At 54.9% G+C, this 15319-nt stretch carries 10 protein-coding genes; 7 read left to right on the forward strand and 3 right to left on the reverse strand.

Annotated features, from left to right (window positions below; genetic code table 11):
- Positions 1–485 precede the first annotated feature (485 nt).
- A complete protein-coding gene (locus tag IEV64_RS17965) occupies positions 486–1685 on the reverse strand; it encodes a tyrosine-type recombinase/integrase (RefSeq protein ID WP_188424799.1) in 1200 nt (399 codons plus the stop codon).
- A gap of 650 nt (positions 1686–2335) precedes the next feature.
- On the opposite strand from IEV64_RS17965, the gene IEV64_RS17970 reads away from it, so the two are divergent.
- Positions 2336–3031, forward strand: coding sequence for a nucleotidyltransferase domain-containing protein (locus IEV64_RS17970; RefSeq protein WP_188424801.1), 696 nt, complete (start codon positions 2336–2338; stop codon positions 3029–3031).
- A gap of 164 nt (positions 3032–3195) precedes the next feature.
- Here the strand turns inward: IEV64_RS17970 and ppc are convergent, their stop codons facing one another.
- Both ppc and IEV64_RS17980 read right to left on the reverse strand, forming a co-directional pair.
- Entirely contained in the window at positions 3196–5880 is a 2685-nt protein-coding gene (ppc, locus tag IEV64_RS17975) for a phosphoenolpyruvate carboxylase (RefSeq protein WP_188424803.1), read from the reverse strand.
- 908 nt (positions 5881–6788) lie between these two features.
- Entirely contained in the window at positions 6789–7952 is a 1164-nt protein-coding gene (locus IEV64_RS17980) for an NAD(P)/FAD-dependent oxidoreductase (RefSeq protein ID WP_188424805.1), read from the reverse strand.
- A gap of 201 nt (positions 7953–8153) precedes the next feature.
- On the opposite strand from IEV64_RS17980, the gene IEV64_RS17985 reads away from it, so the two are divergent.
- The 6 genes from IEV64_RS17985 (at position 8154) to IEV64_RS18010 (ending at position 15217) form a co-directional block, all read left to right on the forward strand.
- Entirely contained in the window at positions 8154–8606 is a 453-nt protein-coding gene (locus tag IEV64_RS17985) for a universal stress protein (RefSeq protein ID WP_188424807.1), read from the forward strand.
- A gap of 390 nt (positions 8607–8996) precedes the next feature.
- Entirely contained in the window at positions 8997–10247 is a 1251-nt protein-coding gene (locus tag IEV64_RS17990) for a substrate-binding domain-containing protein (protein ID WP_188424808.1), read from the forward strand.
- A 170-nt stretch (positions 10248–10417) separates the two neighbouring features.
- A complete protein-coding gene (locus IEV64_RS17995; RefSeq protein ID WP_188424809.1) occupies positions 10418–12043 on the forward strand; it encodes an ABC transporter permease in 1626 nt (541 codons plus the stop codon).
- A gap of 194 nt (positions 12044–12237) precedes the next feature.
- The gene (locus tag IEV64_RS18000) at positions 12238–13074 is read left to right on the forward strand and encodes an ATP-binding cassette domain-containing protein (RefSeq protein WP_188424810.1); all 837 of its coding nucleotides are present in this window, start codon (positions 12238–12240) and stop codon (positions 13072–13074) included.
- Between the two features lie 106 nt (positions 13075–13180).
- The gene (locus tag IEV64_RS18005) at positions 13181–13996 is read left to right on the forward strand and encodes a sugar phosphate isomerase/epimerase family protein (protein ID WP_188424811.1); all 816 of its coding nucleotides are present in this window, start codon (positions 13181–13183) and stop codon (positions 13994–13996) included.
- 138 nt (positions 13997–14134) lie between these two features.
- Entirely contained in the window at positions 14135–15217 is a 1083-nt protein-coding gene (locus IEV64_RS18010; RefSeq protein ID WP_188424812.1) for a Gfo/Idh/MocA family protein, read from the forward strand.
- Positions 15218–15319 lie beyond the last annotated feature (102 nt).

Below are 15319 nucleotides of genomic sequence, written 5' to 3' on the forward strand. Positions count from 1 at the left end.
GTCTACAACATCAAACGCTTCGTGAAACAGTGAATTCGAATGCAGTATGGCGATTCAACACAGCCGATCAAGTAGTTCTTCACCAAAGGGATTGTCACCATTGACAGTAGGACAATCGTGTTTGAGTGAAGGTAATCGGACGACGGATTCTGACTCAATCCGTTCTTCGAGTGTGTTTCTAGTTTCATGCAGATGAGAGAGGACTATTACTTGTTCGTCCAGTTCTCCCACCACACTAGCGGCAGCGTGAGTCTTTCCTGTTGTTGGAATCGCGTCGATAAGCACTGGACTAGATTCTCCGGCGAGTTGTTCGTTGATAGCAACTCGTAGCATCTCCGCACACTGTTCCCATATTCTCTGCTGTGAATTCCCATCATCACCGGATGGTAGGCAACACATAGAGGCAGTCATCAACAACACCCTCCGTTATCTGAAGACCCGAACATCTATTGTATTTGTATAGAGCAAATGACTTAAGATAAAATTCACACGTCTAGTGCCGTTTTCAACTTCTCGTACATCCTTCTTCGCCGTGCCTTCCGCTCTTGCTCTCTCGACAGGTAGTTACGAAGAACGACCTCCGTTGACGAACTTCCTTGGTCTTCAGCAACTCCCTCGAGTCCCTCCAGAACGTCTCCGACTGCTTCCTGATACGCCGAGTACCAGAACCGCCGACCCATCTTCGGAGTCGGTGTCTCGCCATCGACGACAACTTCAGCAGTGTCAGCAAGCTGTTTGAATCGACGACGTATTGTGCTGACTGAGACGTGTCCCGTGGATGAAGAGCGAGAGGGAAACAGATACCCATTCCACGTTTCACGGTCCGAAAGCGTATCAATCCGATCAGCGACGACATCCACACCATACAGTAACGTCACCTCTCCAGGGCCGTTCTTCCGCTCTCCATCACCGAACGACAGATGCGGGTCCTCTGCATCCAAGACCACCTGGTCGACGTGCAGCGCGGCGACCTCTGAGGGACGTAACCCCCACCCAGCGAGCGCAACGACGAGCAACTCTACTTCGGGCGAATCCACCTCACTGTAGATTCGACGCACTTGCGACGCCGAGAGAGCCTGTGGATCTGGTTCGCTGGCTTCCCAGCCGAACTCTTCACCAGCCTCGGCGAGTGGATTGTATTTCGCGTACTTCCGACGCTTTACGAAGGCGTACCACGCTCTGGCGACGTGCAGATACTCGAGCTTCGAGCGGTCAGTCGATAGTTCCTCGTCGAACACGTCGAGGACGGCAAGACAGCGTTCGATTTCTCGCGGCTGCTGGTTGAGGTCAGACAATGGTTCGAGCAAAGCATCGTTCTCGTGCAACTCTCGGTACGTCCGAACCCACTTCGCCAACCGTGTGCGGTGGGTCTCGACGGTACTCTCTGCCCGTCCACCACGGGTTTGTATCGATTTGAGGTACACTTCTAGAGTGTTGACAGTATCTTCGTCATCGACGTTCCACTCCCACCCCACAGATTCCTCGTCTTCGAGGCCGACGACGTCGACGAAGAACTGCTTGGGTGTGAGGTCGTGGTGCTCGCGTAGCGCGTACGCGATACCACTGTATCCGTGATCGGTGAGCCACTCGTAGGTTGGAACGTCTCGGTCCTCGTCGAACCCATCGCGATGTCGCTTCGGCGCAATATCTTGCCAGTAGACGTCGACGAGTTCGTCGAGACTCATCTGGGACCACTTGTACCGTCGCTCTCTCGTCTCGTTCTCTGAAGCTGTCTCTTCAACGCTCAAACCCTGGGAGTCGGACTGCTGATTCACGCCTTCTCACCCGGGAGCAACCCGCTCGCTGCGTGTTGGGGTGATTCTGAATGTGAGATTTTCATTGGTCTACGACAATCTCCAATCTAGTTAATACTTCGGCTTATGCGGGAGTGGAGCATACACAACGAAAATTAGTAAAATACGGGTACTGAAGACCTGCCCAAAAATATATCATATAACGCTATACAGAAACTGGTGCGGTGTCGAGATTGTGGCAAGCCACCTCGGGAGATGAGTTCGATGCTTCCGAGGGATGAGGTGGACCTGATCAAGCCCTTGATGTAGACGGTCTGGATATGCTGTTCGCCAATTACTACATCACGGACTCGCGAGCCCCTCCTTTGTCGAGAACAGCTTGCTTACCCACTCTGAGTCGATTATCGTAATCCTTGCTCTCGATGAGTGGGATACTCCACCTCCAGTTCTAGCGAATCGGATCTCCTTGACGCCAATTTCATAGGTTAATCCACATTCCGGGGGAACCCCTCCCCACACCTACTTAAGTGATCTCAAATATACGTATAAAATTTTTATAATAGTGAGCCGTAGTGTGGCATATGAGCCATCAGACGGAATTAGATGACACACACGGTATCTCGATATCTCTCTCGATACCAGCTCAGAACCCAGAATTGTTCAAAAGTAAGGCGACGAACGATATCTTGCTCTTTTTAACCAACCACCGATTCAATCAGTTCTCGCTCCGCAAAGTCGCTGAGCAGATCGACCACTCCCAACAGACGGTTCGGAGGGCCGTCAACACCCTCGTCGACAATGGGCTAGTAGTCGAGTCACCAAAGAGCAATCAACGGCTCGTCCAAATCAACCGGACGCGGCTCTCCGTTCCAGACGACCCGCTCCTCCGAATCCCTCAACCGGAGTACCAAGAGCCTGCAAAAGCCGCCGTCGACGAACTTACCAACCGTCTCGACGGCGTTGTAGGCGTCATCCTCTACGGAAGTGTTGCCCGTGGAGATGCGGACCGACGTAGCGACCTTGACCTCTGGGTACTCACCCAGGGGAATCGTGCCGCAAATCAGCGAGAGGCGAACGCTGTCGCCCGAGACTTAGAAGACGCTGAGTTCAACGGAGACAGATACGCCTACGATATCGACGTCGAAGCAGTCCAAGCTATCCCCACGTACACGGACGACATTCGGGAGATTGTCATCTCTGGCATTCCAATCTACACGACCAGCAAGTTTGAGACCGTCGAGAATCTCCTCCTTGAGGAGGGTGGGAACGATGAGTAGTGGGTCTGACCCGGCTGACGTCCGCAATGCGTTAGATCGCGCCCAAGACGGCTTCAGAGTATCGTATACTCCTCAACAGAGGTCTCGTCGATACACTCTATTATACTCTCAATCCCGGTTGTGAAAAATAGCCACTGGTTACTGTAGCAGTGTGTTTACTGTCTTCATCCAGTATTTTTCATCCCTGCAGCGATCCCCTTCACCGATACGCGAAGGGCCCGTTCTTCGAGTTCGGAGCGATCAGCCTGACTGAGGAGCCGAATTTGTAATAGGTTTAGCGGGTCAACGTAGGGATTCCGTCGGTTGAGGCTCTCTTGGAGCCACCCACCACCGAGTAACGATTCTTCACCGGTGATGTTCTTCACAATGTCAACTGCAGCCTCATACTCGTGACTGATTTCCCCAAAGAAGCGCTCTTGGAGCTCCGGATTCGCTAACTGGGCGTACTGAGCTGCGATGTCCATGTCCGTCCGAGCCAATGCCAAAGCGGCGTTGTCGAGCAGCGTCCTAAAGAAGGGCCACTGTTCGTACATCTCTTGGAGGGTCTCAATATCACCCTCATCGTTGAGATACGCGTTGAGTCCGGTCGCCAGCGAGTACCACCCTGGGAGGATACACCGTGACTGTGTCCACGAGAACACCCATGGGATGGCGCGCAGATCCTCGACAGTACGTTCGCCGGACCGGGACGCTGGCCGCGACCCGAGATTGAGGTCTTCGATGACCGAAATTGGTGTTGCTTGTTCGAAGTACTGCACAAACCCATCTGCCGAAAGGAGGTCCCGGTACGCCGTTCGAGCAGCATTGGCCGCGGTTTCCATCGCGGTTATCCATTCCTCTTCAACGGGTTCAACCGGCTGGTCGATAGCGTTTAGCCGGGAGCGAACCTGTGCATTGACCATCTGCTCAAGTTCGCGTTCAGCGATAGTCGGCTCTGCATACTTTTCAGCGATAGCTTCCCCCTGTTCAGTGAATTTGATTTGCCCTGTAACGGTCTCGTTCGGGAGCGCGAGCATGGCATCATTCATCGGACCACCGCCACGAGATATCGACCCGCCACGACCATGGAAGAGGCGCATCTCCACTCCGAAGTCGTCGCAGATCGTGGCCAGTCGCTTCTGATTCCGGTAGAGCGACCACCGTGCCCCGAGGTACCCGTTTTCCTTGTTCGAGTCCGAATACCCCAGCATGATCTCTTGGACGTCATCGCGTGCAGCCAGCACGTCAGAGTACGCTTCGTTCTCAAAAAGCGTCCCCATAATTCGCCGGGCACCTGACAGTGCAGACTCCGTTTCCAGCAACGGCACAATATCGAGCCCCGAATAGTCGGGGAGATCAGTCACTCCTGCCTCGCTAGCGAGAAACAGCACTTCCAAGACGTGACTGGGTTCTTCGCACATACTGATACAGTATGTATCGATAGCGTCGACACCATATTCTCGTTGCCAGTCGGATAGCGCGTCGAACCTAGTGAGAATCCGCTCAGCGGTTTCACTTAGACCCGTAGTATCCGACAAATCGAGGAGTGACTCGTCGCTCTTAATCGCATGTGTAAGGAACCTCACGCGCTCATCTTCGGTCATCCCGTCGTAGTCGACGCCTTGTCTGTCAAACACTTCGGTAAGTGTCGCAGTGTGTTTCTCCCGGTGATCACGGAGGTCCAGGCTTGCCAGCGTGAATCCGAATGTGTTGACTGTTCGAACAAGTGGTTTGACGTGGGTGTCGGCGATGAGGTGTGCCTCGTTAGCACGAAGATCAGCGTCGAGTCGCTTGAGGTCCGCTTGGAAACTGTCGGCGTCAGTGTACCCACCCGTCCGCGGGTCTTGGACTCGCGTGAGGCGCTCACGCATCAGTTCAAGCATCTGCCTATATGGTTGCTTCGGGTACTTGTCCTCAGCCTCTGCCGCAACTGACGGGAGCTGTTCGCGGTCGGTCTCAAGCGCAGCTTTGACCCCGTCGCTCAGAGAGATCTCTCGGCTATCTTGACTCAAAACATTCGAGAGTTCCTTGAGCTGATCTCGATAGTGGTTGATGACGACGGTCCGATGTCGGGCGAGTGTCTGTGTCGTCACTTCGGGTGTCACGTACGGATTGCCGTCCCGATCGCTCCCAGCCCACGATCTGAATTCGAGTATCTTTGAAATCTCGATATCTTCAGCTTGTTCACTAAGCGCCGCTTCCAGCTCAGCGTATAGTGTGCTGACAACATCGAAGAGGACATTTTCGAGATACCACTGGACGTTCTTCGCCTCATCGAGTGGCTCTGGCGGTCGATCACGTGTCTGGTGAGACTGCCAGAGGCTCGTGACTTCCGCACGAATCGCCTGCTCGATCTGGGCCTGCTCTTTGTCAGTCAACAACTGTTCGTCGAGTTGTTCGAGGTGAGAAGCGATCGACCGCAACTTCGCTTTCACGGTATTTCGTCGGGCCTCCGTTGGATGGGCGGTAAACGTCGGCAGGATGAGAACGTCATCCAGAACCTGTTGTGCCACTTCCTTATCAACCGTTGTCAGTGCGGCTGCCATCTCTTCAAGACCATCATCGAGCATTCCCGCTTGGACCTGCTCGCGGAGTGCACGGATTCGCTCGCGCTCCTCACAGAGGTTTATCAGCTCAAAATAGTTTGTGAACGCGCGTGCGACGACCAAGGTGTCTTCCTCTCCGACGTCTTCAACAATCCCCGAGACAGCGCTCCACTCCCTCGTGTTTTCTCTGTTATCGATGGAACTCTGTCGTAGCGTTTCCACTGTCTCAAACGCGTCGTTCGATTCTTGAGTAGTGATTACATTACCCAGTAATGCTCCTAGCTCACGGATATCCTGCTGGACATCTCTGCGATAGACTCGCATACAAAACGGAATTAGTTGGATCGTTAAATACTCACCGACAGATTACATAAAAACCCATGGTGAATTTTTCGATCAGATAGCTGCTGTACAGCTGTTACTATCCTGCATTGGTTGCCATCTACGCTCCAACTTTTGTCGGATGTTTCATGCGGTAGGCGTGGTGAATCGCCGATAAAGCAAGGTCGATATGTGAATAGCCATTGATGCTTGGGCCGGCAGAAAGCCCAAGCCTCTGATATTGCTTCGGCCCAGTTGTTTGTCTGGTACGAACGGACTCTTCGTTCTATTATCTTAGTGAACGGTGCAGTTAGCTGCTAGACGACCGAATACGAACGTTCTGAGAATAGATTACAAGACTAGAACTGTAATATTCAAGTCGTTTGCACTACACGAACATATGTCGGTATCAACTTCGCTGCCTGGCTATAATCACGGAGATCGGTAGAATTATAATGAATAACGCATTACAATCTTTTGGGGTAAGGTACGATGTCCCAGTCCCACCAATTCCCCAGCGGTGTCAGCACAGCTCACTACTGGTCAGTCACCGCTCGGTAACCACCGTGCTGACGCGGGTTCCACCGACGGGACGACACCAGCCGTGCCACATCCACTCTCGGTGGAACCCGACCGTGCGGCTAGAATAGTTGTTGTTTTTTGAGACGGTCCACCATCCACCCAGCAGCTACAGCGGCCAAAATAGAACTATCTGGTTCTGTTGAAACACACTTCAAGTCTAGCGATTTGATGAGAAGTGTTTCCAAGTAGTATCCGCGGAAACTCTGGGAAGGGCGACTCTCCTCAATGTTAACGTTGAGGGATTCAACAGAGCCCGCGAGCTCTGTTCCCTAACTGCGCTATCAGGTCGGCTTCGATCTTCCGCTTGTTTCCTCCACTAAGCGACCCGGTTACATATCCGGCCACGCTCTAATGGCGGCGGGGACACCTGCAACCCCAGCAATCCAGCGAGCAGCAATGAACTTCTTCAACACCTTGGCGGGCACGCCGCTAAACGTGTTCATCGGTGCTCCCTTCACTCCGTGTGCGACTGCCCGTTCCCCCACGGAGACGACCGTTCCCTTATCCTCATGGGTCCACGTCTCCAATGGTTGCTCCCGGATTGCCCGTGCGAGGTTCGAACCGGCCACTTCAGCGGCCTGCCACGCAGCCTGTGCGGTTGGTGGTGCGAGCTGATCTTCCGTCTGGTCGATGAGTGCGGAATCGCCGATCGCAAACACGCGTTCGTCTTCTGTCTGGAAGGTTTGCTTAGCGCGGACCCTGTGGCTTCGGTCGTCCTTCGCGATTCCAACATCGTGCATTGCATCTCGACCGGTGATACCGCCGGTCCAGACGAGCACATCGTAGTCGAGTTCGGTATGATCTCCGACATAGACAACCTCTTCGTCGACGTTCCCGATGAACTCACCGCACAGGATGTCGATGTCTCGGGCTTCGAGACGACTCCGAAGCGCACGTTGCAGTTCGGGATCGCTATTAGGTAACACCTCGTCGAGCCCCTCTACGAGGTGGATCTTGAGCGGCATGGTGTACTCGTCTCGGAGTTCTGCGATCTCACCTGCCGTCTGTATCCCAGAGAGACCTGCACCGCCGACAATGACCTTCGCAGGGTCCGCCTCCGAGGCATTTTGAGCTGCTTGTCGAATCTCTTCGTGTATCTCAAGCGCGTCATCTAGGCTTTTCAGCGTAAGCGCGTGCTCCGCAAGCCCGTCGATTCCGAAGAACGCAGTCTGCGAGCCGAGGGCGATAAGGAGGTAATCGTACGCGAGATCGTCTCCTTCAGCCAAGGTAACAACTCGGTTATTAGTGTCGAGGCCGACGACTTCGTCCTGGACAAAAGTCGTGCTGGGCTGCTTAATGTCGTGGACCGGAATCGTAATCTTCTCTCGGACGCTCGGGTCGCGGATGCATCGATGGGACTCGTGGAGAACGAGGTGGTAGTCGGTATCGGAGACCCACGTGATTTCGACGTCTCCGCGCACAGCCGATTCGAGGCTCTTGACCGCACCCGTACCTGCATAGCCAGCTCCAAGAATGACGATTTGCTCCGTCATACGCTCTACTTGGACGTTCCGCTATACAAGTTCTTTGAAATACCAGCTCAGGACCAGGGATCACTCCAAGAGCGAGGGACGAGGTAGTTCGCGTCGCTTGACTAATCGAATCCGAACGGTGTTGGGGGGTCTAATCACGTTTTTTGTTTTTGGACCACCCACAACCAAAACGATATACATGGGAACATAGAATACTACTGTATGGCAATCGACCGAGTCCTGATCGCTGTTGGACCAAACGACCGCGACCACACGGACAATTTACTTGACGAGGCGCTCAGTATCGCAGCTCCATGGCAGGCCACAGTATACCTCCTTCACGTCTTTCCGCGCGAGGAGTACAACAAACTACTTGAACAGATGGATTTCGAGCCGAGATCCGGCGGACTTCAGCCGGACGAACTCGCATCACGCTACGAGAGCATTCGGACGCCTGCGCACAAGCTCGACGAAAAGGACATTGAGTACGAAATCCGTGGTGTCATCGGCGACCCTTCCACCGAAATCGTCCGCGTTGCTCGCGAACTCAACGTCGACAGAATATTCATTGGGGGAACTAGCCGGTCCCCTGCCGGGAAGGCTCTGTTCGGAGATCGCGCACAGCAAGTTCTGCTTAATGCGCCATGTCCGACGACGTACGTTCAGCACGACTAACGAGTGGCCGTGCTTCGGCCGTCCGTCGGTCCCCTTCTCATTGATTTCGTGCTTCGCCTGTCTATTGGTCATTACACCCCCTAGGTCGGCGTTTGTGTAGAGTCGCGGTTCAAACCAGCCTCAGATGAACAATCTTCCCATGACAGCGATAAGTCCGTTATCTCTCTCAGGTATCGTTCGCGACTCGCAAACCAAACTACCTGAATATGGCGGTTATCGGTACGATATACGCACTCACCACGTAAATTATCAGTAAATCCCCCGATCTTGTTCGCGACTGACGGACTAGCTTTGGTCTACTTAGTATGATACAGTACTATCGCCATGGGCTAATTCATGTAATCTCTCAAAAACAACATTTATATTCTAGTTCTCGAAATTGGGTGGTGTATGACAGCAGGTAACAATCCTTCCGATGAGGATGGTGTCATCTCGATAGAGCTTGGGGTTTCGCGGCGCCAGTTGATGAAGCAACTGAGCGCAGCGGGGTTGGTTGGTGGGCTGTCGGGGCTTGCCGGGTGTAGTGGACTTCGTTCAAGCGATCAGGAGACTACTACTACGACCACACAATCACAGAGTAACGGAGATACTGGGGGCAATTCGGACGAGCTTCCGTCGGCCCTACGAGTTCCGCTTACACCGCCGCCAACGGCGGACTCGATGGATCTCTCGAACCCAACACAAGAACAACGGGAGATGGTGTTTGTCACCCACGTCGTCGATGAGTTCATGACGGGGATCATCGTTGGGATGAACGATGGACTCAACCATGTCGGCTGGAAAGGCGAGTTTATTGGACCGGCGAGCCATGATCCGGCACAGCAGGTCGAGACGCTCAACACAACTATCTCACGGCTACGAAACGGCCGAGACGCGATAGCGACGAGCGTCCTGAACCGAGACCAGTACACACGGCCAATACAGAACGCGCTTGACAACGATATTCCGGTTGCTTCGTTCAACACGAACGTCTACGCCGGCGAGTTCAACGAGATGATGGACCGGTTTGGAACCGTCATTCCGTATGTCGGCCAGAAATTCGTCGAAGCCGGTGTCGCAGTTGGGCTGACCGGCTACGAGCGCGTCAAGGAGAAGGTCGGTGACGACACTGATATCGTCGCACTCCCGACGACTTCGGCACCCGACCATCCCGCGCTGTCGGCCCGAGCGGAGGGTATCAGGATGGCACTCGAAGCACAGGGTGACGTGACCGTTCTGGACACGCTCAACGTGAGCGGGGATCAGGCACAGGCGATCAATCGGGTGGATACGAAGTACAAGTCCAACCCGGAAATCAACCTCATCCTCGGGACGGCATTGCAGGGCGCTATCGCGGGTCGGCGTCTCGTCGAGAACAACGGACTCGAAGACGAGATGGTCGTTGGTGGGTTCGACCTTCCAGGCCCGACGCTCGAGGGGATCAAGAACGGTTCCGTCGAGTTCACTGCCGGGCAGGACCCCTACAGTCAGGGGAACATGCCAGTGCAGATGATGTGGCAGTACATGGACCGCGGTATCCCAATGAAAGACTTCAACACCGGAATCTCTGTCATCGACCAGTCAAACATTGACTTCGCTACGCGTCGCTCCGGTTCTTGGGGTGCGCTCCAGAGTTGGCAGGATAAGAACTACTCGGTGTGAGTGCCATTCAACCTCCACGAACTGCCTCATAACCGCACCGAACCTCGACGGCGTACCGCTAGTATCCGCCTTCGACGTTCGATTCTAATTACTTTGTTTTATTCTGCCAAGTCGTTCCAACACTCGCAGAATACCAATGATTTATAATTGATGACGGCAATGGCTATCATATGTCGGAGGTAGATGCTTCGGTAACAAGAGATAGTGGACCCGGACTCACGGCTAGACTGTTCCAGAGTCGGGAGGTCGGGGCGATACTCGCGGTATTCGTCCTCGTCGTATTGGGTAGCTTCATCCGATCGGACGTATTCCTGAGTATCGACAACCTCTTAGGAATCGTTCGAAACACAGCTATCACGGCGATTATTGGCTACGGGATGACGATGCTGATGGTCTCAGGCGAGTTCGACCTGTCGGTCGGCTCGCTAATGGCTGTCTGTGGCGCACTCGTTGCGACACTGTACACGGGCGGGTACCCGATCGTTTTCGTCGTATTGCTCGTGTTGCTCTTTGCAGCCCTGTACGGGTTGTTCCAGGGCCTTATGATAACCAAACTGGGGCTCCCGTCGCTTATCGTTACCATCGGGACGCTGACGCTGCTTCGCGGTGTCAACCTCGTGATTCTACGAGGGCAGACGGCGACGATACCTGATGACATTTACCCGACGTTGTTGTTCGCTATCGGTGGTGTCGTCGACTTAGGGCTCAATTCGGGGCTCGTCGACCGGTTCCCTCTGCAGATCGTCTGGACGGTCGTCTTCCTCATCTTGGGCTACTACGTTCTCAACAAGACCGCTTTCGGGTACCGGTCGATGTTCACCGGCGGTAACCAAGAGAGTGCTCGCCGTACTGGTATCAAGACCGACCACGTGAAGATTATTAATTTCATGCTGGTCGCGCTCTTGGCTGCGTTCGCCGGTATGGGCCAACTCGCGTTTACTCAGGCAGTCTCGCCTTCGACAGGTTCGGGTGTCGAACTCATCGTCATCGCGAGCGTCGTCATCGGTGGAACCAATCTATTCGGTGGCAAGGGCTCAATGCCCGGGACGTTCCTCGGTGCGTTGGTCTTCGCGCTGACACAGAATATCCTCGTCCTCGCCGGACTGGGTGTTCGGCTCTTCCAGGTATTCACGGGCATCTTCATCATCGCCGCCGTGCTCATCGAGGTCCTGAGCCGCGATCTACGTATCGAGTACTTCACCGAGGAGTACTTCTCTCCGCTTCGTTCGATTGCTACGGACACTCGGTCGTTCTTCGAGTACGTCAGAAGCGATGTGCAGGGCATCGACGAACCGCTCATCTTCGCAGCGGTTGGAGCACTCATCTGGGCCGTCGTTACCCTCGTCGTGATGGGTGCTGTCGACGCCATATTCGGCTGGGACTTTTCGTTCATCATCGTGACTCCAGGGGTGGCCTCAATCGGGACGCTACCGCTGATGGCGCTTATGATAACAGCGGGACTGCTCTTGCTCACGGGCGTCTTCCTGCACGCATCGCTGAAGGTCATCGGGACGCGTCGCGATTTCGACACGACACTACAGGGCGTTATCTACAGTTTCGCCCCAGCGGTGTTGCTGTTCGTTCCGGTCCTGCTCATGGGATGGAACTTCGTGCTGCCGGTCATCCTCGGGGCGGTGGCGATTATCGCCCTCCCGATACTCTACCTGCTCTACGCTTCGACGCAGGTACTTCACGAAATCAATGGTCGAGACGCAGCCTTGGCCGTCGGAGCGACCGTCGTTCTCTGGGGGCTCGTCGCCGTCTACACGATAACGCAGCTCGCTGCAGTCAGCTAGACGAGTAGCGTTTCGGACCCCTGCTTTTTCGCGGTGTCATTGCCACAGACTAGTGACCACGCTTCCGACCACTCCACTACGCCATGGGGATTGGGGTCCACTGGTTGACGATACTGAAACAACGCGGTGTTCAGTCCACACTTCACGGGGGCGTTCCCGCTACATTTATAGTGATGGATGATAACCAATTGCATATGTCTAAGGTCGATAAAACCGCAGTTAACAGTGCCCAGAACGTCGTCAGCGAACCAGCGGCAGACGACGAAACCATCCTTTCAGTTCGGAACATCTCGAAACACTACGGTGGAGTCGTCGCGCTTGAAGATGTTAGCCTCTCGATCAAGGAAAACGAGGTTCTCTCTATCGTCGGAGACAACGGTGCCGGGAAGTCCACGTTTATCAAGTTGCTCTCGGGCGTCATCCCAGCAACGTCAGGAGAGTTCTTCATGCGTGACGAGGAGTCGGACGACCTTGAACAGATCGTCCTCGACTCGCCGGCGATGGCGAAGCGCGCTGGCATTGAGACCGTCTTCCAGGACATGTCGCTGTCCTTTCAGCATGACGTCGCCTCGAACGTTTTCATGGGCCGCGAACCGCTGAAAGGTGGTGTCGCTGGGAGACTCTTCCGAGGAATCGATCGCAAGTATATGGAGAACCGATCCATCGAGGCGCTGGACGAAATCGGATTCGAAATCGATCCGAATGCAATTACCGAGGAACTCTCCGGCGGACAACAGCAGGCAATTGCGGTCGCACGTGCGCTCATCTCCGACCCACGGATCGTCATCCTCGACGAGCCGACGGCAGAGGTGTCCGTCGAGGGTTCCCAGAAGATTCTCGACCTCATCGAGGAGCTTCAAGACTCCGGGAAGACAGTCATATTTATCACCCACAACTTGCAGGAAGTCTTTGACGTAGCCGACCGCGTTGCAGTTCTTCGCTCCGGGAGTCTTGTGGCCGAGTTGGAGAACGACGGAACCATCGATCGCGAAGAACTCGTCGGCCACATGACCGGCGCGATTCAGCAGTAGAACATCCATCAGAATTCACTGTAGGGTAGCTATCCGTTCGTCGATAGTCTGTTTTTGCTTCTCGTTCACCAAAATTTATATCACGGTCTATGCTGATGTCTCTTGTATGGGAATCGGTTACACCACAATCATGTATGATGAGGAATCGCTGTTTGAGGGGCTTTCGGAGTTCGAAGCCTGCCGATACAACGGCGTCGAGACGAGCCTCGGAGAAATCGATGCGGTCGGACAGGACCAGTTCAGCGAGAAACTTGAGGAGTACGACCTTGACCTCTACTGTGCAATGGGTGAGTGGCTTGAATCCGAAGCCGCTGCAAACCGCATCGCTGCTGGAGCGGAAACCGTCGCTGAACTCGGCGCACCGTATGTCGGCATCCTTCCCCCACACCGTGGGACGACGACCGACGACGAACTCCAGCGGTACCTCGAACAGGTGTGCGACGCTGCGGCTGACGCCGGCGTCACGCCCGTAATCCACCATCACGGCGCGACCGCCATCGAACACCCCGACGAAATCGAGACGTGGCTCGACCGGGCACCCGATAATCTTGGCCTCCTGTGGGACACTGCTCACCACTACCCCTACGGTGAACACTACCCAGATGGGGATGTGACCGACGGCATCGAACGGTTCGCAGACGACATCGAATACGTTCACCTCAAGGATGTCGCTCCCGGCGATAACTTCGAGTCGCACGTCGAGGCGTTGACCCGCGGTGAGCGGCATCTCGATACGATTTTCCTTTATTACAACGCCTTTACCGACCTCGGCAAGGGCGCAATCGACTTTCAGGGCGTACATGATGCACTTGAGGACATCGGCTACGACGGTCACATCACCATCGAGATAGAAAACAAGACCGAGGACACGCTCCTGCACGCGAAACGAAACTACGACTACTGGCACGATATCGTGGGGTGAACGGTCGCGCGTTTTCTGGCCTACCGTCGCAGTCTCGTCGAAGAAGTGCCTCCACAGTCCGCTACGCGGACTGAGTACTTCCGCAACGATTGTCCTCTGGAGTAAACTATAACTTCCCGACTGATGAATCATTAACGTATGCGTATTGGACTCATAGGTGCAGGCAATATCGCACAGATAATGCATCTCCCGTATCTCGTGGAGTTGCCGGATGCCGACGTTCACGCCATCGCCGATCCGGGACGAAACGTTGTCGAAGAACTCGGCGACAGATACAACATCCCCCACCGCTACGAGGACAGCACAACGCTCATCGAGGAGCAAGCCGACGAACTCGACGGTGTCGTCATCGCAACGCCGATGCACACCCACGCCGAGACCGCCATCACTGCCCTCGAAGCGGACCTCAACACCTTCGTCGAAAAGCCGGTTGCCGTGACGGCGTCGGACGCCGCCGATGTCGTCGAGGCGGCGGAAGCGACGGATGCCGTCTGTATGGTCGGCTACATGAAGCGCTACGACCCCAGCTACCAGCGCTTCGCGGAACTCGTTGAGGACGAAGACGAAATCGACCTCATCACGAACACGGTCATCCCACCGGACGTCGGCGGCGTCATCGCCGACGTGTACGACAACGTCGCAGCGGATCTCAGCGAGGAGTTCCTCGAAGCGAGCGGCGAAAACCGCTCAGCGCAGTTGCACGCGGCAATCGACACCGAAGACGAGACACTCGCGTACGCCTACGGCTACCATCTTGAAAGCATCTGCCACGACGTGAACGCACTCCGTGGGCTGTTCGGCGACGTGAAATCCATCGACCACGTCGACGTTTTCAACAACTGGAAGTACCTGACTGCACAGGTCCAGTACGAAGACGGTCGCCGATGTACGCTACAGTCCGGGGCAACCGATCGCAAGTGGTACGACGAGAGGATTCGCGTCGATACTCCAGAGGCGTCCCTCTCGATTTCGTTCTCGAACGCATTCATCAAGAACACGCCCTCGAAAGTACGTGTCGAACGCGGCACCGACGAGTTGACGGCGACCGAACACACGCCCTCGTTCGACGAGAGCTTCAAGCGCGAGTTGGCGTACTTCCTCGACTGCATCGCTGGTGAGGCTGAGGTCCTGACCGGACCGCGCGAAGCGAAACGAGATGTCGAACTCCTCTCGGACCTCTTCCGATCGTATCAAGATAAAGAGCTCGTCGGAACGTACTGAGACATCCCCAAGCTTCGGCCCCGCAATTCTTCGACGCTTCGACGAACCGACGTCCAAGAGCAGCCGTGCTGTTCGGTACCATTATGTCCACCGCGTGTGACG

Origin of the sequence: Haloferax sulfurifontis, assembly GCF_014635105.1 — an archaeon.
In the GTDB taxonomy this organism is placed as follows: Archaea; Halobacteriota; Halobacteria; order Halobacteriales; family Haloferacaceae; genus Haloferax; species Haloferax denitrificans.

What these genes read in the sequence shown, in the direction of transcription:
- IEV64_RS17990 (WP_188424808.1), top strand. Translation starts at nt 8,997, where the DNA reads ATGACAGCAGGTAACAATCCTTCCGATGAGGATGGTGTCATCTCGATA.
- IEV64_RS17970 (WP_188424801.1), top strand. Translation starts at nt 2,336, where the DNA reads ATGAGCCATCAGACGGAATTAGATGACACACACGGTATCTCGATATCT.
- IEV64_RS17995 (WP_188424809.1), top strand. Translation starts at nt 10,418, where the DNA reads ATGTCGGAGGTAGATGCTTCGGTAACAAGAGATAGTGGACCCGGACTC.
- IEV64_RS18010 (WP_188424812.1), top strand. Translation starts at nt 14,135, where the DNA reads ATGCGTATTGGACTCATAGGTGCAGGCAATATCGCACAGATAATGCAT.
- IEV64_RS17965 (WP_188424799.1), bottom strand. Translation starts at nt 1,685, where the DNA reads ATGAGTCTCGACGAACTCGTCGACGTCTACTGGCAAGATATTGCGCCG.
- IEV64_RS18000 (WP_188424810.1), top strand. Translation starts at nt 12,238, where the DNA reads ATGTCTAAGGTCGATAAAACCGCAGTTAACAGTGCCCAGAACGTCGTC.
- ppc (WP_188424803.1), bottom strand. Translation starts at nt 5,880, where the DNA reads ATGCGAGTCTATCGCAGAGATGTCCAGCAGGATATCCGTGAGCTAGGA.
- IEV64_RS17985 (WP_188424807.1), top strand. Translation starts at nt 8,154, where the DNA reads ATGGCAATCGACCGAGTCCTGATCGCTGTTGGACCAAACGACCGCGAC.
- IEV64_RS17980 (WP_188424805.1), bottom strand. Translation starts at nt 7,952, where the DNA reads ATGACGGAGCAAATCGTCATTCTTGGAGCTGGCTATGCAGGTACGGGT.
- IEV64_RS18005 (WP_188424811.1), top strand. Translation starts at nt 13,181, where the DNA reads ATGGGAATCGGTTACACCACAATCATGTATGATGAGGAATCGCTGTTT.